The organism is Paractinoplanes rhizophilus (assembly GCF_042664765.1).
In the GTDB taxonomy this organism is placed as follows: domain Bacteria; phylum Actinomycetota; class Actinomycetes; order Mycobacteriales; family Micromonosporaceae; genus Actinoplanes; species Actinoplanes rhizophilus.
Genome location: NZ_JBHTBJ010000001.1, coordinates 109,370 through 130,774, shown reverse-complemented (window position 1 = coordinate 130,774; position 21,405 = coordinate 109,370). Strand labels below are relative to the sequence as shown.

The 21,405-nt window shown below is 71.8% G+C and carries 15 protein-coding genes; 6 read left to right on the top strand and 9 right to left on the bottom strand.

The genetic code is table 11. From position 1 onward, the window contains the following. Window positions 1-25 precede the first annotated feature (25 nt). The 5 genes from ACFQS1_RS00570 to ppdK all read right to left on the bottom strand — a co-directional run bounded on the left by ACFQS1_RS00570 (window position 26) and on the right by ppdK (window position 8,583). Entirely contained in the window at window positions 26-2,509 is a 2,484-nt protein-coding gene (locus ACFQS1_RS00570; RefSeq protein ID WP_378963843.1) for a cation-translocating P-type ATPase, read from the bottom strand. Between the two features lie 3 nt (window positions 2,510-2,512). Further along, window positions 2,513-2,764, bottom strand: a complete 252-nt coding sequence (locus tag ACFQS1_RS00565) for an SHOCT domain-containing protein (protein WP_378963842.1) — start codon at window positions 2,762-2,764, stop codon at window positions 2,513-2,515. 119 nt (window positions 2,765-2,883) lie between these two features. Continuing rightward, entirely contained in the window at window positions 2,884-3,615 is a 732-nt protein-coding gene (gene pflA / locus ACFQS1_RS00560) for a pyruvate formate-lyase-activating protein (protein WP_378963841.1), read from the bottom strand. Beyond that, a complete protein-coding gene (gene pflB / locus ACFQS1_RS00555) occupies window positions 3,615-5,840 on the bottom strand; it encodes a formate C-acetyltransferase (RefSeq protein ID WP_378963840.1) in 2,226 nt (741 codons plus the stop codon). Before pflB ends, pflA begins: the two co-directional genes overlap by 1 nt. 127 nt (window positions 5,841-5,967) lie before the next feature. Next, on the bottom strand, window positions 5,968-8,583 hold the full coding sequence (gene ppdK, locus ACFQS1_RS00550) for a pyruvate, phosphate dikinase (protein WP_378963839.1): 2,616 nt from the start codon (window positions 8,581-8,583) through the stop codon (window positions 5,968-5,970). Window positions 8,584-8,780: 197 nt separating this feature from the next. On the opposite strand from ppdK, the gene ACFQS1_RS00545 reads away from it, so the two are divergent. The 4 genes from ACFQS1_RS00545 to ACFQS1_RS00530 all read left to right on the top strand — a co-directional run bounded on the left by ACFQS1_RS00545 (window position 8,781) and on the right by ACFQS1_RS00530 (window position 15,562). Continuing rightward, window positions 8,781-9,821, top strand: coding sequence for a zinc-dependent alcohol dehydrogenase family protein (locus tag ACFQS1_RS00545; RefSeq protein ID WP_378963838.1), 1,041 nt, complete (start codon window positions 8,781-8,783; stop codon window positions 9,819-9,821). Window positions 9,822-9,942: 121 nt separating this feature from the next. Further along, window positions 9,943-10,605: a CBS domain-containing protein gene (locus ACFQS1_RS00540; RefSeq protein WP_378964614.1), complete on the top strand. Its 663-nt coding sequence runs from the start codon at window positions 9,943-9,945 to the stop codon at window positions 10,603-10,605. Between the two features lie 145 nt (window positions 10,606-10,750). After that, entirely contained in the window at window positions 10,751-14,200 is a 3,450-nt protein-coding gene (locus ACFQS1_RS00535; RefSeq protein ID WP_378963837.1) for a glycoside hydrolase family 3 C-terminal domain-containing protein, read from the top strand. 18 nt (window positions 14,201-14,218) lie between these two features. Beyond that, window positions 14,219-15,562 carry a TIGR04013 family B12-binding domain/radical SAM domain-containing protein gene (locus ACFQS1_RS00530; protein WP_378963836.1) on the top strand — a complete coding sequence of 448 codons (1,344 nt, stop codon included), beginning with the start codon at window positions 14,219-14,221 and terminating at the stop codon, window positions 15,560-15,562. Between the two features lie 174 nt (window positions 15,563-15,736). On the opposite strand, the gene ACFQS1_RS00525 is transcribed toward ACFQS1_RS00530, so the two are convergent. Genes ACFQS1_RS00525 through ACFQS1_RS00515 form a run of 3 tightly spaced genes read right to left on the bottom strand, consistent with a single transcriptional unit; the run spans window position 15,737 to window position 18,708 of the window. Continuing rightward, entirely contained in the window at window positions 15,737-17,107 is a 1,371-nt protein-coding gene (locus ACFQS1_RS00525) for a pyridoxal phosphate-dependent decarboxylase family protein (RefSeq protein WP_378963835.1), read from the bottom strand. A 51-nt stretch (window positions 17,108-17,158) separates the two neighbouring features. Beyond that, the gene (locus ACFQS1_RS00520; RefSeq protein ID WP_378963834.1) at window positions 17,159-18,349 is read right to left on the bottom strand and encodes an RNA polymerase sigma factor; all 1,191 of its coding nucleotides are present in this window, start codon (window positions 18,347-18,349) and stop codon (window positions 17,159-17,161) included. Continuing rightward, window positions 18,337-18,708 carry a YciI family protein gene (locus ACFQS1_RS00515; RefSeq protein ID WP_378963833.1) on the bottom strand — a complete coding sequence of 124 codons (372 nt, stop codon included), beginning with the start codon at window positions 18,706-18,708 and terminating at the stop codon, window positions 18,337-18,339. The genes ACFQS1_RS00520 and ACFQS1_RS00515 overlap by 13 nt, the downstream gene beginning before the upstream one ends. 152 nt (window positions 18,709-18,860) lie before the next feature. Between ACFQS1_RS00515 and ACFQS1_RS00510 the strand changes: the two genes are divergently transcribed. After that, on the top strand, window positions 18,861-19,283 hold the full coding sequence (locus ACFQS1_RS00510; protein WP_378963832.1) for a YybH family protein: 423 nt from the start codon (window positions 18,861-18,863) through the stop codon (window positions 19,281-19,283). A 183-nt stretch (window positions 19,284-19,466) separates the two neighbouring features. Here the strand turns inward: ACFQS1_RS00510 and ACFQS1_RS00505 are convergent, their stop codons facing one another. After that, window positions 19,467-19,664, bottom strand: coding sequence for a hypothetical protein (locus ACFQS1_RS00505; RefSeq protein WP_378964612.1), 198 nt, complete (start codon window positions 19,662-19,664; stop codon window positions 19,467-19,469). Window positions 19,665-19,785: 121 nt separating this feature from the next. Here ACFQS1_RS00505 and ACFQS1_RS00500 point away from each other — a divergent pair, with 121 nt between their 5' ends. Beyond that, entirely contained in the window at window positions 19,786-21,390 is a 1,605-nt protein-coding gene (locus tag ACFQS1_RS00500; RefSeq protein ID WP_378963831.1) for a methyl-accepting chemotaxis protein, read from the top strand. Window positions 21,391-21,405: the final 15 nt, after the last annotated feature.

The following is a 21,405-nucleotide window of genomic DNA, read 5'->3' as shown; positions in this document are numbered from 1 at the left end:
CCGGCCAGGCCGGAGGTCCCGCGGGTCAGGCGCGTCCGTGACGTAGCAGGCGCAGCGCGAGACCGGGCAGGACGGCGATCAGCGCGCAGCCGAGCAGCTCGATCCCGGTCAGCGGCTCGGTGCCGAGCAGCAGGCGCAGCGGCTCGGTCAGCACGCCGGCGATCTGCAGGACGCCGGAGAGCGCGACCGCGGCCGGCAGCGACCAGTTGCGTGGCGTGCCGGGCGCGGCCTTGGCGCGGACGGCGAGGGCGACGCCGAGCTGGGCCAGCCCGAGGGTCACGAACATCACCGACTGCCAGGGCCGGCCCGCCTGGTGCGCGAGGACCCCGGCGGCCAGGACCACCGTGGCCACCGCCAGGCCGCCGGCCAGCACGCTGGCGAGCAGCCCGTCGCCGAGCACGGATTCCTGCGGTGAGCGGGGCGGGCGGCGGCGCACGTCGGCCTCCGCCGGCTCGGCGCCGAGGGCCACCCCGGGCACGCCGTGGGTGAGCAGGTTGATCCAGAGCAGCTGGCCGGGCAGCAGCGCGAGCGGCATGCCCAGCAGCGGGCCCGCCAGCATCACGAGCAGCTCGGCGATGCCGCCGGACAGCGCGTACCGCAGGAAGCGGCGGATGTTGTCGTAGATGCGCCGGCCCTCGCCGATCGCGTCGGCGACCGTCGCCAGGTTGTCGTCGACCAGCACCAGCTCGGCGGCCTGCCGGGCGACCTCGGTGCCGCCGCCCATCGCGACCCCGATGTCGGCGCGGCGCAGCGCGGGCGCGTCGTTCACGCCGTCGCCGGTCATCGCCACCACCTCGCCGCGTTGCTGCAGGGCGGCGACGATGTCGAGCTTGCGTTCCGGCTGGGTGCGGGCGTAGACCCGGGCGTGCGCGACCTCCTGGTCGGTGAGCGGCCCGTCGTCGCCGCGGGCGACGCGGTCGCCCGGGCCGAGGATTCCGAGCTGGGTGCCGATGGCCGCGGCGGTCGCGGGGTGATCTCCGGTGATCAGGAGCAGCCGTACGCCGGAGCGCTCGAACGCCGCCGCGGTGGCGGGCGCGGCCGCGCGCAGCGGGTCGCCGATGCCGACCAGGCCGGCCGGGCGCAGCGGGGCAGTGGTGTCCGGCCGGTCGGCGACCGCGGTGGCAATGGCCAGCACCCGCAGGCCGTCCGCCGCGAGCTCGTGGGCTGCGCCGACCAGTTCCGCGTCGGCGTCCGCGTCCAGCATGGCCTCGGGAGCGCCCTTGGCGACGATCAGATGATCACCGGTGTCCAGTCGGTGCACTGTGGACATGCGGAGCGTGGTGTGGTCGAAGGGGCGTTCGGCCACCCGCGGCGCCTTCGCGCGCTCGGTCGCCGGGTCCAGGCCGCAGCGGCCCGCGAACGCGACGAGCGCGGCCTCCATCGGGTCGCCGGCCGCCCCCCATTCGCCGTCGCCGACCGGCGCCACGAGGTTCGCGTCGTTGCACAGCAGACCGCCGAGGGCCAGCAGCCGAAGCTGGTCGTCCGGCCCGGCGGGGGGCGTCACCGTTCCGGCCGGGGCGTATCCCGTGCCGGTGATGGTGTATCGGCCGCCGCCGGCGGTGACGGTCTTCTGCACCGCCATGCGGTTCTCGGTGAGCGTCCCGGTCTTGTCGGCGGCGATCACGGTGACCGACCCGAGCGTCTCGACGGCGTGCAGGCGGCGGGGGATGGCGCGGGTACGGGCCATCCGGCGGGCGCCGAGGGCGAGCGCGAGGGTGACGACGGCGGGCAGGCTCTCCGGCACGGCCGCGACGACCAGGCTGACCGCGGTGATGGCCATCCGGGCGACCGGCTGCCCGGCCAGCACGCCGAGGGCGAAGACGACCGCCGAGACGGCGACCGCGGCGAGGCCCAGCGCCCGGCCGAGCGCGGCGATCCGGCGCTGCAGCGGCGTCGGGCCGGGCTTGGTGTGGGTCACCAGCTCGGCGATGCGGCCCAGGGAGCTGGCGGCGCCCGTACGCGTCACGATGCCCGCCGCCCGGCCGGCGGTCAGCACGGTGCCGGAACCGGCCGGTTCGCCCGCGGCCCGGTGCACCGGCACCGACTCGCCGGTCAGCGCCGACTCGTCGAAAGCCGCCCGCTGGGCCACCGTCAGCTCCAGGTCGGCGGGCACGACGTCGCCGGCCTCGAGGCGCACCAGATCGTCCCGGACCAGCGACGCCGCCGGCACGATCCGATCGGTGCCGTCGCGCACCACCCGCGCCGTCGGCGCGGCGAGGTCGTCGAGCGCGGCGATGGCGGCATCCGCGCGGACCTCCTGCACCACGCCGATCACCGTGTTGACGACCACCACCAGTGCGATGATCGCCGTGTCCGGGAGGTCGCCCAGCAGCGTGGTCACCACGGCGGCGGCCAGCAGCAGCGCGACGAGAGGGTCGGCCAGCTGGCGGCCCACCCGCCCGGCCAGGCGGCGCGGCTTGACGACGGCGACCGCGTTGGGCCCGTCGGCGTCGAAGCGCGCGGCGGCTTCCGCGGAGCTCAGCCCCGCGCGGATCCCGGTGCCGGACATGCCTCACCGCCACGCGGCGCGCAGCGCCCGGACACGCTGCTCGAATTCCTCGGCGCCGATCTCCCCGCGGGCGAGCCGCTCGGCCAGCACCCGCTCGGCCTCCCGCTCCGGTGGCGTGGTCGCCCCGGGTTCGCTTCGGGCCCCGCGCTGGAATTGGGCCACCAGGAGCCCGGCGGCGAGCAGCAGGGCCGGCAGCGCGAAGGCGACGATGATGAGGAACCAGCCGATCCCCATGCCGTATCCGTGGGACATCATGGCTTTCACCCCTTCGATGGGTTTCGCCACCATCGTCCGGCCCGCGGCCGCCGCGATGGCAGGGCCGAAGGCCCACCGACGGCAAGGCATAAGTCCCGACCACCGGCGGCGGGTCGAGCTCAGAAGACCGTCAGCCCGTGCTCGCGGAACTGGGTGCGGACCCGGTCGACGGTCGCGTCGCCGGGCGGTGGGGTGCCGGGCAGCGGGAACGGCAGGCCCAGCGCCTCGTACTTGTGGGCGCCGAGCCGGTGGAAGGGCAGCACCTCGACGCGCTCGACGGTGGGCACGCCGGCCGCGATCGCCGCGACGGCGTCGACGTTGGCGCGGTCGTCGGTGAGGCCGGGCACCAGCACGAAGCGGACCCAGATCGGCACGCCTCGCTGCGCGAGCCGATGCGCGAACCGGATGGTCGGGGTGAGACGTCCGGTCCGGGTGACTTTCCGGTACGTCGCCGGGTCGCCGGACTTGATGTCGAGCAGCACCAGGTCGACGGCGGAGAGCAGGTCGTCGCCGGCGCGGTCGCCCAGGAACCCGCTGGTGTCCAGCGCGGTGTGCAGTCCCATGTCGTGGCAGCGCCGTAGCACCTCGCCGGTGAACGCGGGCTGCTGCAACGGCTCGCCGCCGCTGATGGTGAATCCGCCGCCGGCCACCTTGACGAAGCGCTCGTACCGGCGCACCTCGTGCACCAGGTCGCCGGCGGTGACCGGGTGGCCGCTGCGCCGGTACCAGGTGTCCGGGGAGTGGCAGTACAGGCAGCGCAGCGGGCAGCCGGCCAGGAACGCGACGAAGCGCGTCCCCGGCCCGTCGACGCCGGTCGAGACGTCCCACGAGTGCAGGCTGCCGATGGTCATCAGAGCGACCCGTGGAAGGTGCGGGAGATGACGTCACGCTGCTGCTCGGTGGTGAGCCGGACGAAGTTCACCGCGTAGCCGGACACCCGGATGGTCAGCTGCGGGTACTTGTCGGGGTGCGCCATCGCGTCCTCGAGGGTCGCCCGGTCGAGCACATTGACGTTCAGGTGGAAGCCGCCGGCGTCGGTGTACCCGTCCAGCACGCCGGTCAGGTTGGCGATCCGCTCGTCGCGGGAGTGGCCGAGGCCGTCCGGGGTGACGGTGATGGTCAGCGAGATGCCGTCGCGGGCCGCCCGGTACGGCAGCTTGGCGACCGACAGCGCCGCGGCGACCATGCCGTGCCGGTCGCGGCCGTTCATCGGGTTCGCGCCGGGCGCGAACGGCTCGCCGGCGCGCCGGCCGTCGGGGGTGTTACCGGTGTGCTTGCCGTACACGACGTTCGACGTGATGGTCAGCACCGACAGGCTGGGCTCGGCGCCGCGGTACGCCGGCTGCCGCCGGATCTTCGCCATGAACCGCTCGACCAGGTCGACGGCGATGGCGTCGGCGCGGTCGTCGTTGTTGCCGAACGCCGGGAAGGCGCCGTCGACGGCGTAGTCGACGACCAGGCCGGTCTCGTCGCGCAGCGCCTTGACCTGCGCGTGCTTGATGGCGCTGAGGCTGTCCACCGCGACCGACAGGCCGGCGATCCCGGTCGCCAGGAACCGGTGCACGGGGTAGTCGTGCAGGGCCATCTCGAGCCGCTCGTAGGCGTACTTGTCATGCATGTAGTGAATGACGTTGAGCGCGTCCACATAGGTCTCGGCGAGCCAGTCGAGCATGCGGTCGTACGCGGCGAACACGGTCTCGTAATCGAGCACGTCCTCGGCGACCGGCGCCGTGGCCGGAGCGACCTGCTCGCCGGTGACTTCGTCGCGGCCGCCGTTGATCGCGTACAGCAGGGCCTTGGCCAGGTTGGCGCGGGCGCCGAAGAACTGCATGTCCTTGCCCACCCGCATCGCCGAGACGCAGCAGGCGATCGCGGTGTCGTCGCTGTACGCCGGCCGGATCAGCTCGTCGTTCTCGTACTGGATGGCGCTGGTGTCCATCGACACCTGGGCGCAGAACCGCTTGAACCCGTCGGGCAGTGCCGGCGACCAGAGCACGGTGAGGTTGGGCTCCGGGGCCGGGCCCAGGTTGTACAGCGTCTGCAGGTACCGGAAGCTGGTGCGGGTGACCAGCGGCCGCCCGTCGCAGCCGATGCCGCCCAGCGCCTCGGTCACCCACGTCGGGTCGCCGGAGAACAGCTGGTCGTACTCCGGCGTCCGCAGGAACCGGACGATCCGCAGCTTGATGACGAAGTCGTCGACGAGCTCCTGCGCCCGTTCCTCGGTGAGCGTGCCCTCGGCGATGTCGCGCTGCAGGAAGACGTCGACGAAGGAGGCGGTGCGGCCCAGCGACATGGCGGCGCCGTTCTGCTCCTTGGCCGCCGCGAGGTACGCGAAGTACAGCCACTGGATCGCCTCGCGGCCGGTCGTGGCCGGGCCCGAGATGTCGTAGCCGTACCGGTCGGCCATGTACCGCAGGTCTTCCAGGGCCCGGATCTGCTCGGCCAGCTCCTCCCGGTCCCGGACGACGTCCTCGGCCGAGAGCCGGTCGTCCAGCGCCGCCTTGACCGCTTGCCGCTCGGCGATGAGCCGATCCACCCCGTAGAGGGCGACGCGGCGGTAGTCGCCGATGATCCGGCCGCGGCCGTACGCGTCGGGCAGTCCGGTGATGAGGTGCGCGCGCCGGGCCGCCTTCACGTCCGCCGGGTACGCGTCGAAGACGCCGTCGTTGTGCGTCTTGCGGTACTGGCTGAAGATCGTCCGCACGGTGGAGTCGAGGCTGTACCCGTACGCGGCGAGGCCGTTCTGCACCATCCGCAGGCCGCCGCTCGGCATGATCGCCCGGCGCAGCGGCGCGCTGGTCTGCAGCCCGACGATCAGCTCGTGGTCGCGGTCGATGTAGCCGGGCGCGTGCGAGGTGATCGTCGAGGGCGTGTGCGCGTCGACGTCGTAGATGCCGCGGCGTCGTTCCTCGGCGAACATCCGTTGCAGCTGCCGCCAGATCCGCCCGGTGCGGTCGGTGGGACCGGCGAGAAATTCCGGTCCGCCGCCGTACGGCTCGAGGTTGTCGTGGATGAAACGGGCGACATCGATGGTGTCGCGCCAGCCGTCGCCGTGAAATCCGCGCCAGGCGTCCATGTTCTCTCCTTCGTCTTCCCCTCCCAGCCTGGTCCGATCCGGGCCGCATGATCAGGGCCGAAGGTCCTTCACGCGCGGGACCGGCCGGGCCGGGTGGCCGCGGCCGGTCCGCCGGTTGGTGTCCGGCTCATCGGCTGTCCGATCCGCCCGTGCCGGTCACCGCCGCGCGGCCGGCCTCGAGGCGGGCGATCGGCACCCGGAACGGCGAGCAGGACACGTAGTCCAGGCCGGCGTCGTGGAAGAACCGGACCGAGGCGGGGTCGCCGCCGTGCTCGCCGCAGACGCCGATGGTCAGCTCGGGCCGGGTGGCGCGGCCGCGCTCGACGGCGATGCGGACGAGCTCGCCGACCCCGTCGGCGTCGAGGGTCTCGAACGGGGAGACGGCGAAGATGCCGAGCCCGAGGTAGCGGCCGAAGAAGGCGCCCTCGACGTCGTCGCGGGAGAAGCCCCACGTCATCTGGGTCAGGTCGTTGGTGCCGAACGAGAAGAACTCGGCGGCGCCGGCGATCTGAGCGGCGGTGAGCGCCGCCCGGGGCACCTCGATCATCGTGCCGATCCGGATCGGGGGCGCGCTGGGCACCGATGCCAGGATCGACTCGGCTTCGGCCCGTACGATCTCCAGCTCCTGAACGGCGCCGACCAGCGGAACCATGATCTCCGGCCGGGGGTCGCCGCCGGCGGCGACCCGCGCCGCCGCGGCCTCCGCGATGGCGCGCACCTGCATCGCGAACAGGCCGGGGACGACCAGCCCGAGGCGTACGCCGCGCAGGCCCAGCATCGGGTTCTGCTCGTGGATGCGGCGCACGGCCGCGAGCAGCACCCCGTCGCGGCCGGGATCCTCGCCGAGCGCGGTGGCGCGGGCCACCCGGGCGGTCAGCTCCTCCAGCGGCGGCAGGAACTCGTGCAGCGGCGGATCGATCAGGCGCACGGTGACCGGCAGGCCGTCCATGGCCGCGAAAAGTTTCTCGAAATCGGTGCGTTGCAAGGGCAGCAGCGTCGCGAGCGCGTCGTCGTCACCCAGGATGAGGCGTTCGATCAGCACTCTGCGGTCGCCGAGGAACATGTGCTCGGTGCGGCACAGCCCCACGCCGGTGGCGCCGAACCGGCGGGCGCGGGCGGCGTCGCCGGCGGTGTCGGCGTTCGCGTGCACGCCGAGCCGGGCCCGGTGGTCCGCGTGGATCATCAGGCGCTCGATCGCGGAGAGCAGCGGGTCGCCGTGCGCGGTCAGCTCGCCCTCGAAGTAGCGGACCACCCGCGACGGGCGGACCGGGACCGTCCCGGCGTAGACCCGGCCGGTGGTGCCGTCGATCGAGATGATGTCGCCGGCGCGCAGGGTGCGGCCGCCGACGGTGAGCTTGTCGCTCTCGATCCGCAGCTCCTCGGCGCCGCAGACGCAGGTCTTGCCCATGCCGCGGGCGACGACGGCGGCGTGCGAGGTCTTGCCGCCGCGGGAGGTGAGGATCCCCTGGGCGGCGATCATGCCGGGCAGGTCGTCCGGGTTGGTCTCCCGGCGCACCAGGATGACCGGGCCCTTGGCGGCGGCCGCGGCGGCCGAGTCGAAGACGATCGCGCCGGCCGCGGCGCCCGGGGAGGCGGGCACGCCGGTGGTCAGCGGCGGGGGAGCGGTGCTTTCGTCGAAACTCGGAAACATGAGCTGGGCGAGTTGCTCGCCGGTGACCCGTCGCAGCGCCTCGTCGAGGGTGATGGTGCCCTCGTCGACAAGTTGCGCGGCGATCACGAAAGCGGCGGCCGGGGTGCGCTTGCCGACCCGGGTCTGCAGCATCCACAGCTTGCCGTTCTCGATGGTGAACTCGATGTCGCACAGGTCGCGGTAGCGTTGTTCGAGACGCTCCATGATGGACAGCAGCTCGCCGCGCAGCGCCGGCTCGATGGCGTCCAGGCCGACGGTGTTGCGGACGCCGGCGACCACGTCCTCGCCCTGCGCGTTGCGCAGGTAGTCGCCGTAGGCGCCGCGCCGCCCGGTCGCCGGGTCGCGGGTGAACGCCACGCCGGTGCCGGAGTCGTCGCCGCGGTTGCCGAACACCATCGCCATCACGTTGACCGCGGTGCCCAGATCCGGCGGGATGCGCTCCTGCCGGCGGTACAGCACGGCCCGCTCGGAGTTCCACGAGCGGAAGACCGCGCCGATCGCGAGGAACAGCTGCTCGTGCACGGCTTGCGGGAATTCCCGGCCGGTGTGGGTGTGGAAAACTTTCTTGTACGCGTCGACGAGCTCGCGCAGCTGCTCGGCGCCCGGGTCGGGGCCGGCGTGCGCGAGGGCGGCGTCGAAGTCCTCGCCCGGCACGTCGAAGACGGTCCGGCCGAACATCTGGATCAGCCGCCGGTAGGAGTCCCACGCGAACCGCTCGTCGCCGCCGCTCCGCGCGGCGAGCCCGGCCACGCCGGCGTCGTTGAGCCCGATGTCGAGGATCGTCTCCATCATGCCCGGCATGGAGAACTTCGCGCCCGAGCGCACCGAGAGCAGCAGCGGATCCTTCGGGTCGCCGAAGGTCCGCCCGATCCGGGTCTGCATCTGCCGCAGGTGGTGTTCGACCTCGGCGAGCAGCCCGGCGGGCATGCTGCGGGTGTGCAGGTACTCCTGGCACGCCTCGGTCGTGATCGTGAATCCCGGCGGGACCGGCAGCCCCATCCGGGTCATCTCGGCGAGGTTCGCGCCCTTGCCGCCGAGCAGGTCCTTGAGGTCCTTGTTGCCTTCGATGAAGTCATAAACGTATTTGCCCATGCTTCGTTGCTAACCCCGCGCCCGGTCGCTCAGTAGGGCCGTACGTCCCGGGCGGGCGGGGCGCATCGGCGTCCTGCCCGGCCGGCCCCGCGGCCTGGGCCCACCGGCCCCGCCGACCGGGGCGCAGGTCCCTACCGGCGCCGGATCGGCCGGGCCAGCGTGGCAGGGAAAGGCAACCGATCGGAAGTGAGGCCACCATGAAGGCACTTGTCTACGGCGGTCCGGGCAGCAGGTCCTGGACCGAGATCCCCGACCCGGTCATCCGCGACCCGCGGGACGCCGTCATCCGGGTCGACGCTGTCACCATCTGCGGCACCGACCTGCACATTCTCGGCGGCGACGTGCCCGCCGTCGAGCCCGGCCGGGTCCTCGGTCACGAGGCCGTGGGCACGGTCGTCGAGGTCGGCAGCGGCGTCGCGGGCCTGGCGCCCGGCGACCGGGTGCTCGCGTCCTGCATCTCGGCGTGCGGCATCTGCCGTTACTGCCGGGACGGCGCCTATGGCCAGTGCCTCGGCGGTGGCGGCTGGATCCTCGGCCACCGCGTCGACGGCGTCCAGGCCGAGCTGGCCCGGATCCCGTTCGCCGACCTGTCCACGTACAAGCTGCCGGACCAGGTGAGCGACGAGGCGGCCGTGCTGCTCGCCGACATCCTGCCCACATCGTACGAGGTCGGCGTGCTCAACGGCGGCGTGCGGCCCGGCGACACGGTGGCGATCGTCGGCGCCGGCCCGATCGGGCTCGCCGCCGTGCTCACCGCGCGGCTGTACTCGCCCGCGCACGTCATCGTGATCGACAAGGCGGAGAGCCGCCTGCAGGCCGCGAAGCTGTTCGGCGCGGACATCACCGTCCTGGCCGGCACGGAGGACCCACTGGCGGCGGTCCGGTCCGTGACCGGCGGCCTGGGCGCGGACGTGGTGATCGAAGCGGTCGGCACCCCGCAGACGTTCGAGCTGTGCGCCACGCTCGTCCGGGCGGGCGGCCATCTCGCCAACGTCGGCGTGCACGGCAAGCCGGTCACGCTGCACCTGGAAGACCTGTGGATCCGCAACGTCACGATCACGACCGGGCTGGTCGACACGTACTCCACGCCCAAGCTGCTCGACATGCTGGTCGCCGGGCAACTCGACCTCGGCCACATGGTCACGCACCGCTTCGGCATCGGCGATTTCATGCAGGCGTACGACGTCTTCGCCGACCCCGCCCGGACCGGCGCGCTCAAGGTCGTGCTGTCCCGCTGAACGTCCCTCCCGGCAGGGTCCCCGGACCCTGCCGGCGCCATCCGGCGCAGTCCTACCGTCGACTCAGCAACCGCCGAAGGAGGCGACCGCAAAAATGCAGACCTGGACCGTACGTGACGTGATGACCCCCCGAGTCGTGTCGGTCGATCGGGCCACCTCCTACCGCACCATGGTGGACCTGCTGACCGAGCACCGGATCAGCGCCGTCCCGGTGATCGACGAGGCCGGCCACGTGCTCGGCGTCGTCTCCGAGGCCGACCTGCTCCGCAAGATCGAGTACGCCGGCGACGCGGAACCCCGGATCTTCGACGGCCCCCGCCGCCGCGACGAGCGCCGCCGCTCCCGGGCCGGCGCCGCCGCCGAGCTGATGAGCGCCCCGCCCGTCGTCGTCACGGCCGACACGTCCATCACAGCGGCGGCCCGGACGATGGACCGCGAGGGCGTCAAGCGCCTCCCGGTGGTCGACGAGCGCGGCCGGCTGATCGGCATCGTGACCCGTGGCGACCTGCTCAAGGTGCACCTGCGCCCGGACGACGAGATCCTCGCCGACATCCGCACCGGAGTCCTGGACCGGTTCCTGTCCGAGGAGGCCGAGACCGTCGTGGTGGCCGTCGTCGACGGCGTCGTCACGCTCACCGGCAAGGTCGACCGCTGGTCGTCCGCCGATCTCGCCGCCCGCCTGTGCCGCGAGGTCGCCGGCGTTGTCGACGTGAACTCCACGCTCGAGTACAGCTTCGACGACAGCCAGGTGTACGGCTCCCGCCTCGGCTTCGGCACCATGTGAATCGAAAGCTGTCCCGCACTCCCGCCGAGGCCGTACCTTCCTCCTGCCAAACCCTTTGCGCAACCGTTATAGTTTTGCTGGCCGATCGACGCCGATCTATCTTGAGCTGGCCGGCTCAGCCACCTTGGACAGGGGAGACCTTCACATGGTGAAGACCGGTTCTGTGCCCCCGCGACGGAAGGGGCACGGTAGAGGCTCCAGGAGTCCAGGGCGCGGGTTCTTGGCGTTCGGGCTGGCGTGGGCGGTGGCCGTGGGCTCGCTCGGCGGGTTCGTGCGGCCGGCTCCGGCGTCCGCCGGCGGCACGCCGGCGTACAGGAACACCTCGCTGCCATTCAGTGTCCGTGCGGCCGACCTGGTCTCGCGAATGACGCTGGAGGAGAAGTACGACCAGCTCATAGCGATGCAGCCGCATGCGACCTGGCGCCCGAAGCCGACGGCGATCGAGCGCCTCGGCGTAAAGTCGTACGGCTACTGGGCAGAGGCGAATCACGGGATCTACTTCCCGACCGTCCCCGGCAACAACAACTACACGCAGTATCCGCAGAGCACCTCGATCGCATCGACGTGGAACCCGGCCATCACCCGGGAGATCGCCGGCGGTATCGCTGACGAAGCCCGCGTCACCTACAACACGTCCTGCCCGCCGGGGGTGGCGAATCCCGGCCCCGTCGGTGGCGCCTGTCACGGCTTGACCTATTGGTCGCCGAACCAGAACCTCAACCGCGATCCCCGGTGGGGGCGGGCGGACGAGTCGTACACCGAGGATCCCTACCTGGCCGGCCAGGTGGCCGGCGCCTTCGTGACAGGTTTGCAGGGCGACACCGTGTCGCGTCCCGACACGATTCCCACCCGGGCGCACGACTACGTTCAGGCGGTCGCCACGCCGAAGCACTACCTGGCCAACAACTCCGAGGCGAACCGCAACTTCGGCACGTCGAACTTCACCGAGCGTTCGATGCACGAGTACTTCCTGCCGCCCTTCGGAGCCTCGGCCGGCAAGGCGGGCGCGCGGTCGCTGATGGCCGCCTACAACGCCCTCTCCGTGGTGGAGGACTACACGAGGGACTACCCGTCCGCCGCGAGCTACCCGACCCGGTGGAGCCCGCGCGACAATGCCACCCCCGGCGGTACTCCCGGGACGCCGGCCGCCGCGAGCCGGTACTCCCTCGAGACCATGCTGCGCCGGTCGTACGGCTTCGACGGTTACGTCGTCTCCGACTGCGATGCGATCACCCGCGTGTACGGAACCGGGACGCAAGGACACTCCTGGCAGCCCGTCCAACTGGGCGGTCAGATGCAGATCAGCAAGACCCTCGGCAACGCCTGGGCGCTCAAGGCCGGCACCGATCTCGACTGCTCGGGTGGTGACTACCCCACGGCGACCGGACTCCCGGCGGCGCAGAGCCAAGGCTTCATCAGCGAGGCCGACGTCGACATCGCGCTCGTCCGCGCCTTCACCGCGCGGTTCCAGCTGGGCGAGTTCGATCCCGTCGCCTCGGTCCCGTGGAACAGTGAGTCCTACTCGCTGTCGGCGGCCGGCGATCCTGATGTCAAGCTGGCTTCGCCGGCGCACCGCGCGGTCGCGCACGAATCTGCCCTCGAGGCGCCGGTGCTGCTGAAGAACGCCGGCCGAACGCTCCCGTTCGCGGGCGCGGCGACCGGCAAGACGGTCGCGCTGGGGCACGTGGACTCCCTCAACGCGTTCCAGTCCGGCTCCTACTCCGGGCCCACGGCGGTCAACACCACCTTCGCCCAGGCGTTGGCCGAGCGGACGGGGTCATCCGCGTCGGCCGTGACCGCGGGCTCCACCACGCCGTTCCTCTCCAGCCATCTGGCGGCGTTCCCCGACGTCCTCAACGCCGATGGCACCGCGATCACCACCTCGGTGTGCGCCAGCAGCCCCTGCGATCCCGTAACGGACGCGGCGACCGCCGAATACCAGATCTCACAGGCGGACAACGTCGTGGTGGTCGTCGGTCACCGGAACAACGACGGCGGCGAGGGCACGGACCGCGCCACGGTCGTCATGCCACGCATGCAGGCCGAGCTGATCCGGGACTCGATCGCCCCGCTCGCCCGGAAGTACGGCAAGAAGATCGTGGTGTGGATCCAGGCCAAGACCATGGTCGACGTCAGCGCGTTCAAGGATCTGCCGAGCGTGGGGGCGATCGTCTGGTCGTCCTTCAACGGCATGTACCAGGGCAAGGCGATGGCCGAGCTGCTGTTCAACGACGCGGTGACGCTCGAGGACGGGCGTGCCGCCGTGGCCAACTTCTCGGGCAAGCTGCCGCTGACCTGGTACTCCGATGTCGACGCACAACTCGGGCCGGCGGCCGCTCCGGACCGCGCGATCGAGGACTACCGGATGACCAAGGCGGAAGGCGCCAAGTGCGGCCGGACGTACCTCTACTACCAGGTCGGTCCCGGTTGCGCGGCTCCCCACTATGTGTTCGGTCAAGGTCTGTCGTACTCGCCGTTCGTCTACGGCGCCCCGAGGCTGTCCTCTTCGAAGATCACTCCCGACGATGCGGTGACGGTCTCGGTGCCGGTGTCGAACCGGTTCGCCAACCGCCCGGGCAAGGCTGTCGTGGAGGTCTACGCGAGAGCTCCGAAGGGGGCCGATGGGAACCAGCGCCCGCTCAAGCAGTTGAAGGGTTTCGTCAAGAGCGGCCTGATCGCCGGGACTTCCCAGCGGGTGAAGGTCACCATCGGCGCCGGTGACCTGTGGTTCTGGGACGACGTGAAGCACAGAAAGGTGTTCCCCACGGGCGAGTGGACCATCCTGGCCGGTCCGAGCTCGGCCGACGCGGATCTGAAGTCGGTGAGCCTGCGGGTGACCGGGCACCGCACGGCCGGCGTCGAGGTGGTCTCGGCCCAGCCGGACGGCACCGAGTTGAGCCTGGACACCCCCGACAACCGGATCAACGCCCAACTGTCGGTCACCAGGCACGACATGACGTTCTGGGATCTTTCCGATCGGGCCCTCAAGGTGAAGTACACCTCCTCCAACCCGGCGGTCGCGACGGTCGACGCCAGCGGCTCCGTCAAGCCCGTGACCGAGGGCGCCGTCCTGATCACGGCCAAGGCCACCGCCAACCGGGAGAGCAAGTCGGCCACGTTCCCGGTCGTGGTGACCTCCGGCGCACCGGACGCCACCGGCTCGGCGTTCCCGAACGCGTACACGTCGCGGGTCGACTTCGGTGACCGGAAAATGACGCTCGACCAGGCATCCTCGGGGACGAAGCTGTCCGCGAGCGTGGTCCCGGCCGACCCGGCAACGACGTACAGCTACCAGATCGCCCCGATGGACACCAACACCGCCGGAGCGAGCGTCACCCCGTCGGGAGTCCTGACCGCGGCCAGGACCGGGCACGTACGGGTCACTGTCACAGCAACCAGTGCCGGCGTGCAAACGTCAGAATCCGCCCTGGTCACGATCACACCCAGGTGCCGGTTCCGCGGACACGCTCAAGACCAGCGTGTCGGCCGCGTGTCCGGCGGCGCGTCGACGGCGACGATCAGCAATGACAGCGGCTGGCGTGAACAGCGTTCGGGAATCGTGGCGAGCGGGCGGCCGGGGAGGGGCTCTGGCTGAGGCTGGCAGAATCGCCGCATGGCTGATGGGCTCGACCTCGTCCTGGTGCTGCGTTACCGCAAGGCGGTCACGTACGGCCTTCACGTGCTGCTCGGCGCGCTCGGGGAGCACGAGACCGACACCCGGTACGAGGTGCGCTTCGGTGCGGGTGTCGAGCAGACGATTGAGCACATCCGGGCGGCCGGCGGCACCCGCGTGCTCGTGTTGTGGTCGTTCTATTCGCCGGATGCTGCGGCGCTCGCCGAGGAGCTGGGGCGGATCCGGGCGCTGGCGGACGGGCCGAACGTCACCCACATCGCCGGGGGAGTGCACGCGACCGCCGAGCCGGTGCAGACACTGGACGCCGGGTGGGACGTGGCGGCGGTCGGTGAGGGCGAGTCGACGCTGCTGAGCCTGGTCGACGCCAAGGGGGATCCGGCGGGCATCGTCGGGCTTGCCTATCGCGATGAATCCGGGCATGTCGTCCGGACGGGCAAGGCGAAACAACGCCCCCTCGACGACTTCCCGGGCTTCGCCCTCAAGTGGAACAAGTTCAACGCCCTCGAAATCACCCGCGGCTGCGTCTACACCTGCAGATTTTGCCAAACCCCCTTCATGTTCTCGGCGAAGTTCCGGCATCGCAGCGTGGAAAATGTCCGGTGGCACGTCGACCGGATGCGGGCGCGGGGTTTGCGCGACGTCCGGTTCATCACGCCCACGGCGCTTTCCTACGGCACCCAGACGGACGAGCCGGACCTCGCCGGCGTCGAGGAATTGCTGGCCACCTGCAAGGAGGGGATCGGGCCGGACGGGCGGGTCTTCTTCGGATCGTTCCCGAGCGAGATCCGGCCGGAGCACGTCAGCCGCGAAGCGCTGCGGCTGGTCCGGAAATATTGCGCCAACACCAACATCATCGTGGGCGCGCAGTCCGGCTCCGACCTGGTGCTCGAGGCGGCCAAGCGCGGCCACGGCGTGGACGAGGTACGGCGGGCGGTGCGGCTCGGCGTCGAGGAAGGCTTCCAGATCAACGTGGACATGATCTTCGGTATGCCGGGGGAGGACCGGGCCGACGTGGACGCGTCGCTCGCGCTGGCGCGGGAGCTCGCCGATCTGGGCGCGCGGATCCACGCGCACACGTTCATGCCGCTGCCCGGCACGCCGTGGCGGGACGCGCCGCCCGGCGACGTAAGCCCCGAGACGATCAGCGAGGTGGATCGGCTGTCGCGGCGCGGCGCGCTGTACGGGCATTGGCAGAAGCAGCGCGACCACGCGGTGCGCCTCGCCGCGGCGGCCGAGGCCTACCCGCGGCCGGGCCGCAGCCGCACGATCCTGCCGGTCGCCGTTTCCGCCCGGCCCGCGGAGCAGTCCCGGCCCGCGGAGTAGCCCCGGCCCGCGGAGTAGCCCCGGCCCGCGGAGAGCTCTCGGCCCGCGAAGGCGTCCCGGCCCGCAGTAAGTTTCGGCCCGGCGGAGAAATGGAGCCATTCGGCACCGCGGCCTTCCCCCGGTGCGGCTCACCACGTTTCGGCCGGGGGTGGGGAAGAGGGCCGGCGCGGAAATTCAGCCGGGGATCAGCGAAACGATCGCGGCGACCGAGCGGTCCACGTCCTCCTCCGTCGTCGACCAGTTCGACACCGAGATCCGCATGGCCGCCTGTCCCTGCCAGGTCGTGCCGCTCATCCAGCAGGTGCCGTCGCGCTGGACGCGGTCGATCAGCTCCCGGGTGCTCGCGTCCTCGCCCGGCACCCGGACCAGCACCTGGTTGAGCACCACGTCGCCGAGGATCTCCACCTTGCCGGAGGCCGCGAGCCGCTCGGCGAACCGCGTTGCCAGCGCGCAGCACCGGTCGACCAGGTCGGCGACCCCGTCCCGGCCGAGGGCGCGCAACGCCGCGTACACGGCGAAGCCCCGCGCCCGCCGCGAGTGCTCAGGCCCGTAGTCGAGGGCGTCGCGCTCACCGTCGGCGCCGTGCACGAGATAGCCGGCCCGGGCGCCCATGGTGGCCCGGTGCGCGCCGGGGTGCGCGCAGAAGATCAAGCCCGAGTCATAGGGCACGTTGAGCCACTTGTGCGCGTCGGTGGCCCACGAGTCGGCCTTCGCCACACCCTCGACGAGCCCGCGCAGCCGGGGGCTCGCCGCCGCCCACAGGCCGAACGCGCCGTCGACATGCACCCAGGCGCCGCGCTCGTGGGCGAGGTCGCAGATCTCGCCGACCGGGTCGAGCGCGCCGCTGTTCACGTTGCCCAGTTGCGCGCAGACGATGGCCGGGCCGTCCGCGAGGGCCGCCCGCAGCGCCGACGGCAGCATCCGCCCCTGATCGTCCATCTCGATCTCGACGATGGCGCCGGTGCCCGCGCCGAGGAAGCGTAGCGCCCGGTCGATCGTGCCGTGCCGGCCCTGCCCGGCGAGCACCCGCACCGGCGGCGCGCCCCACAGCCCCCGCTCGGCGACATCCCAGCCGGCCCTGCCGAGGACCTCGTGCAGGGCGACCGCCAGGCCCGTGAAGTTGGCCATCTGCGCCCCGGTCACGAACCCGGCCGACACCCCCGCGGGCAGCCCGAGCAGGTCGGCGAGCCATCGTCCGGCGGTCTCCTCGACCACACTGGCCGCCGGGCCGATCACGTAGAGCCCGGCGTTCTGATCCCAGGCCGAGGTCAGCCAGTCGGCGGCGAGGGCGGCCGGCGTGGCGCCACCGATCACGAAGCCGAAGAACCGCCCGCTCGACGACGCGACGATGCCCGGATCGGCGTGCCGGGCGAGCGCGGCGATGACCTCCCGCGGATTCTCGCCCTGCTCCGGCAACTTTCCGCCGAGGGTTTCCCGCAGCTCGGCCAGCGTCGCGCCGCTGCCCACCCGCCGCTCGGGCAGATCGTCGAGGTATCCGGTGGCGTACCGCGCCGCCTCGTCAAGCACTTCTTTCCATTGCGACATAAGCCAGGTGTACGCCGTCGCGGGCGTGCCGTCGACGACAATGGCGAGCTGTCAGGAAAGTTTCGCGGCGTGGGATTCCAGGTATCGCCGCTCGGGCAGGCTCAGCGTCAGTTTCGCGGCCGTCCGGTATTCCTCGCGCGCGGCCTCGAGCGACCCCGCTCGTTCCAGCAGATGAGCGCGCACGGCCGCGACCCGGTGGTGTCCCGGCGGCCCCGCGGCCCGCAGCGCCCGCAGGCCCACGAGCGGCCCGTCCACCTCGGCCAGCGCCACGATGCGGTTGAGGGTCACCATCGGGCCGGGCGCCAGCGCCTCCAGCAGGCGGTACAGCTGCAGGATCTGCGGCCAGTCGGTCGCGGCGGCGGACGGCGCCTCGTCGTGGACGGCGGCGATCGCGGCCTGCACCTGGAACGGCCCGACCGGGTAGCGGGCCAGCGCGTCGGTGATGAGCGCGACGCCCTCGGAAATTTTCGCGGCGTCCCATCGCGAGCGGTCCTGCTCGGCCAGCGGGACCAGCATCCCGTCCGCGCGCGTGCGGGCCGGCCGCCGCGCGTCGGTGAGCAGCATCAACGCGAGCAGGCCGGCCACCTCGCCGTCGTCCGGCAGCCGGTCGCGCAGCTGCCGGGTCAGGCGGATCGCCTCGGTGGACAGCTCCACCCGATGCAGCGACCGGCCCGAGCTCGCGGTCGACCCCTCGTTGAAGATCAAATACAGGACATTGCGTACGCCGGGCAGCCGCTCCCCGATCTCGCCGGTGGACGGCAGCACGAACCGGCCGCCGGCGGCGCGGATCCGCTGCTTGGCCCGGCTGATCCGCTGTCCGACGGTCGGCTCCGGGACGAGCAGCGCCCGCGCGATCTCGGCCGTGGTCAGGCCGCCGACCGCCCGCAGGGTCAGCGCGACCTGGGCCGGCGGGGTCAGCGCGGGATGGCAGCACAGCAGGAGCAGGGTGAGCTCGTCGTCACCCCGTACGCATGGGGGTGGATCCGGGGGAATCGCCTCCCGGCGCCGGCGCGCCTGCTCGTTGCGCACCGCCTCGATGTGCCGCCGGGACGCCACCCTGATCAGCCAGGCCCGCGGGTCGTCCGGAACGCCCTCGGCGGGCCACTGGCGGGCGGCCGCGAGCAGCGCCTCCTGCACGGCGTCCTCGGCGGCGTCGAAGTCGCCGTAGCGCCGGGCCACCGCCGCCAGGACCTGCGGCGCGGCGGTACGCAGCAGGTCCTCCACGCCGATCAGAACTCCCATCCGCTCATGTCGAGCACCGGGCGCACCTCCACCTCGGTGTATTTCGCGTCGGGAACCTTGGCGGCCCACGCGACGGCGTCGTCCATCGACCCGCAGTCGATCAGGTAGAAGCCGGCCAGATGCTCCTTGACCTCGGCGAACGGCCCGTCCGACGGGATCGTGCGGCCGTCGCGGACCGAGACCCACTTGGCGAGCGACGGGTCGGCCAGGCCCTCGGAGGCGACCAGCACGCCGGCGTCCGCCATCTCGTCGGAGAGCCGCAGGTGGTCGCGGCCGAACGCCATCCGCTCGTCGTCGGACATGCTCTCCCAGGCGGCGAGGCTGCGCGGATTCGACTGGATGAGAATCAGGTACTTCATGTTTCTCCCTCGTTCGCGATTGTCCAGGCCCGCCCGGCGGTCCCGGCTCGGCCGGTTGCCGAAGCTCGCCGGATGCCGAAGTTCACCAGGATGTCGAAACCGGCGGCACAGTTTCGACGTCCCCGCGGAAAGTTTCTGACGAGGAGGACGACATGCACGAGATCAGGGACGTCATTCTGGCCCGGGCCGAGCGGTTGCAGGCCGGCGACGTGGCCGGATTCCAGCGGCACAACGCCCCCGAGGTGGTGGAGTACACCCTGGCGCCGCAGCTGGGCGGGCCGGCCGACGGTCACGACCCGAAGCCGACCGAGGAGTGGCTGACCGGCTTCGAGGCGCCGCCGCGGTACGAGGTGACCCGCCTGGAGATCACGGCGGACGGCGACGTGGCGTTCGCAACCAGCATCGACTCGATGTCGGCGACGCCGAAGGGGTCGGACGAGTCGTTCACGCTGTGGTACCGGGTGACCCGCGGCCTGCGCCGGATCGACGGGCGCTGGTTGGTCGTCCACGAGCACCAGTCGGTGCCGTTCCTCATGGACGGCTCGTTCCAGGCTGCGCTCGACCTGGAGCCGTAGCCCCCGGTGCCGTGATCCCGGCCAAGTGCCCGCGGCCGAGTGCTCGTGGCGCGGCCCGAGCGTTCGCGGCGCACCGTCGCCCTGGCCGGGTCGGGAAACGACTCGCGAAAGGTGGGCGGCTCGCGAAACGGTGGCGGACGGGCCGCGAAAACGGGGGCGGGCGGCCGCGAAACCGTGCGGGGATCAGCGGTCGGCCGGCCGGTCGGCGCCGTCGCAGGCGTCGTCGGTCTGGTCACGCAGGACGTCGAGCAGGTCGGGGCCCTCGTGCCCGACGTCGACCGACCGGCCGACCAGGCCCAGCTGCACGGCGCACTCCCGGCCGAACCCCTTGACCATCCGGTCGGCCCGGGTCGGGTGCCCGCAGCGCGGGCACCGCCGCATCTCCGCCACGGTCGCAGCGTATCCCGGTTGTTTTTCGGGTGCAGAAAATCGGTCTTCCCGTTTCGCCGACTATGCGCTTCTGATGATCGAGTCGTTCTCCACGCGAGGTTTCGAGGTGCGCATGACGCAAAGTGACCGGGGCGGGCTGTCGTTCGTGGCTGACGCCCGCACGGGAGTGAAGATCGCGTCGATCGTCCTGGTGCTGGCGGCCGCCGCCACCGTGGTCGGCGTGGTCTCCATCGTCAGCCTGGCCGGCGTCTACGGCAAAGGTCAGGCGATCGCGTCCGGCAGCATGCTGCCCTCGATCGACCTCGCCAAGGTGCGGTTCCTCATGCAAGAGTCGCGGATCCAGATGCGTGACGCGGTGCTGGCCGCCGACGACGCCGCGACCAAGCAGGTCCAGGAGAAGATGCGGGCCACCGACGCGGAGATCGACGCGGCCGCCAAGCTCTACAGCGCCGAAGCGGCCGACCGGGCGGCCATGGAACAGTTCACCTCGATCCTGGCCCAGTTTCGCGACGCCCGCGACACCAAGCTGATGCCGGCGGCCGAGGCCAACGACAACGCCGCGGCGGTCGCGGTCCTCGCCGGGCAGACCGCCCCGCTGACCGATCAAGCGATGAGCGCGCTGGACGAGGCGAGCCAGGCCGAGCAGGACGACGCCGCGTCGGTGCTAGCCGACGCGAAGTCCAGCTACACCGGCGCACGCACCACAGTCATCGTGATCCTGGTGGCCGGGTTGCTGATCGGGCTGGCCCTGGCGTGGAGCGTGACCCAGATGGTGCTGCGCCCGCTGCGTACGGTGTCGGATGTTCTTGATCATGTCGCGGAGGGTGACCTGACCCGCGTGGCGGGCGTGCCCTCGCGCGACGAGCTGGGCCGGATGGCCCAGGCGCTGGACCGGGCCAACGCCCGTACGCGTGAGGTGGTGCAGGCCTTCACCGCGACCGCGGTCACACTGGCGTCCAGCGCGGAGGAGTTGTCCGCCACCAGCCGCGAGATCAGCAGCGCCGCCGACCAGGCCTCCGCCGAGGCGCAGATGGTCTCCAGCTCGGCCGAGGAGGTCTCCACCAGCGTGCAGACGGTCGCCGCGAGCTCCGAGGAGATGACCGCGTCGATCAGCGAGATCGCCCGCAACGCCACCGACGCCGCCCAGGTCGCGGCGCAGGCGGTGGAGTCCGCCCAGACGGCGAGCAACACGATGACCGAGCTGGGCCGGTCGTCGGAGGAGGTCGGCAACGTCATCAAGGTGATCACGTCGATCGCCGAGCAGACGAACCTGCTGGCGCTGAACGCGACGATCGAGGCGGCCCGGGCCGGCGAGGCCGGGAAAGGTTTCGCGGTGGTGGCGTCCGAGGTCAAGGACCTGGCGCAGGAGACCGCGAAGGCCACCGACGACATCGGCCAGCGGATCAGCTCCATCCAGAGCGACATCTCGAACGCGGTCGCCGCCATCGCCGCGATCTCCGAGGTCATCGCCCGGATCGACCAGTTCCAGACGACGATCGCGGCCGCGGTCGAGGAGCAGACCGCAACCACGCAGGAGATCGGGCGAAACATTTCCGAGGCGGCCACCGGGGCCACCGAGATCGCACGCAGCGTGCAGGGCGTCGCGACCGCGGCGCAGACCACGACCGAGGGGGTCACCCAGTCGCAGATCGCCACCGCGGACGTGGCCCGCATGTCGACCGAATTGCAGCAGCTGGCGTCGCAGTTCCGGGTATAGCCGGCGGCCGGCGGA

Coding starts and splice junctions, on each gene's coding strand:
- ACFQS1_RS00570 (WP_378963843.1), bottom strand. CDS start 2,509: ATGTCCGGCACCGGGATCCGCGCGGGGCTGAGCTCCGCGGAAGCCGCC.
- ACFQS1_RS00565 (WP_378963842.1), bottom strand. CDS start 2,764: ATGATGTCCCACGGATACGGCATGGGGATCGGCTGGTTCCTCATCATC.
- pflA (WP_378963841.1), bottom strand. CDS start 3,615: ATGACCATCGGCAGCCTGCACTCGTGGGACGTCTCGACCGGCGTCGAC.
- pflB (WP_378963840.1), bottom strand. CDS start 5,840: ATGGACGCCTGGCGCGGATTTCACGGCGACGGCTGGCGCGACACCATC.
- ppdK (WP_378963839.1), bottom strand. CDS start 8,583: ATGGGCAAATACGTTTATGACTTCATCGAAGGCAACAAGGACCTCAAG.
- ACFQS1_RS00545 (WP_378963838.1), top strand. CDS start 8,781: ATGAAGGCACTTGTCTACGGCGGTCCGGGCAGCAGGTCCTGGACCGAG.
- ACFQS1_RS00540 (WP_378964614.1), top strand. CDS start 9,943: ATGACCCCCCGAGTCGTGTCGGTCGATCGGGCCACCTCCTACCGCACC.
- ACFQS1_RS00535 (WP_378963837.1), top strand. CDS start 10,751: ATGGTGAAGACCGGTTCTGTGCCCCCGCGACGGAAGGGGCACGGTAGA.
- ACFQS1_RS00530 (WP_378963836.1), top strand. CDS start 14,219: ATGGCTGATGGGCTCGACCTCGTCCTGGTGCTGCGTTACCGCAAGGCG.
- ACFQS1_RS00525 (WP_378963835.1), bottom strand. CDS start 17,107: ATGTCGCAATGGAAAGAAGTGCTTGACGAGGCGGCGCGGTACGCCACC.
- ACFQS1_RS00520 (WP_378963834.1), bottom strand. CDS start 18,349: ATGGGAGTTCTGATCGGCGTGGAGGACCTGCTGCGTACCGCCGCGCCG.
- ACFQS1_RS00515 (WP_378963833.1), bottom strand. CDS start 18,708: ATGAAGTACCTGATTCTCATCCAGTCGAATCCGCGCAGCCTCGCCGCC.
- ACFQS1_RS00510 (WP_378963832.1), top strand. CDS start 18,861: ATGCACGAGATCAGGGACGTCATTCTGGCCCGGGCCGAGCGGTTGCAG.
- ACFQS1_RS00505 (WP_378964612.1), bottom strand. CDS start 19,664: ATGCGGCGGTGCCCGCGCTGCGGGCACCCGACCCGGGCCGACCGGATG.
- ACFQS1_RS00500 (WP_378963831.1), top strand. CDS start 19,786: ATGACGCAAAGTGACCGGGGCGGGCTGTCGTTCGTGGCTGACGCCCGC.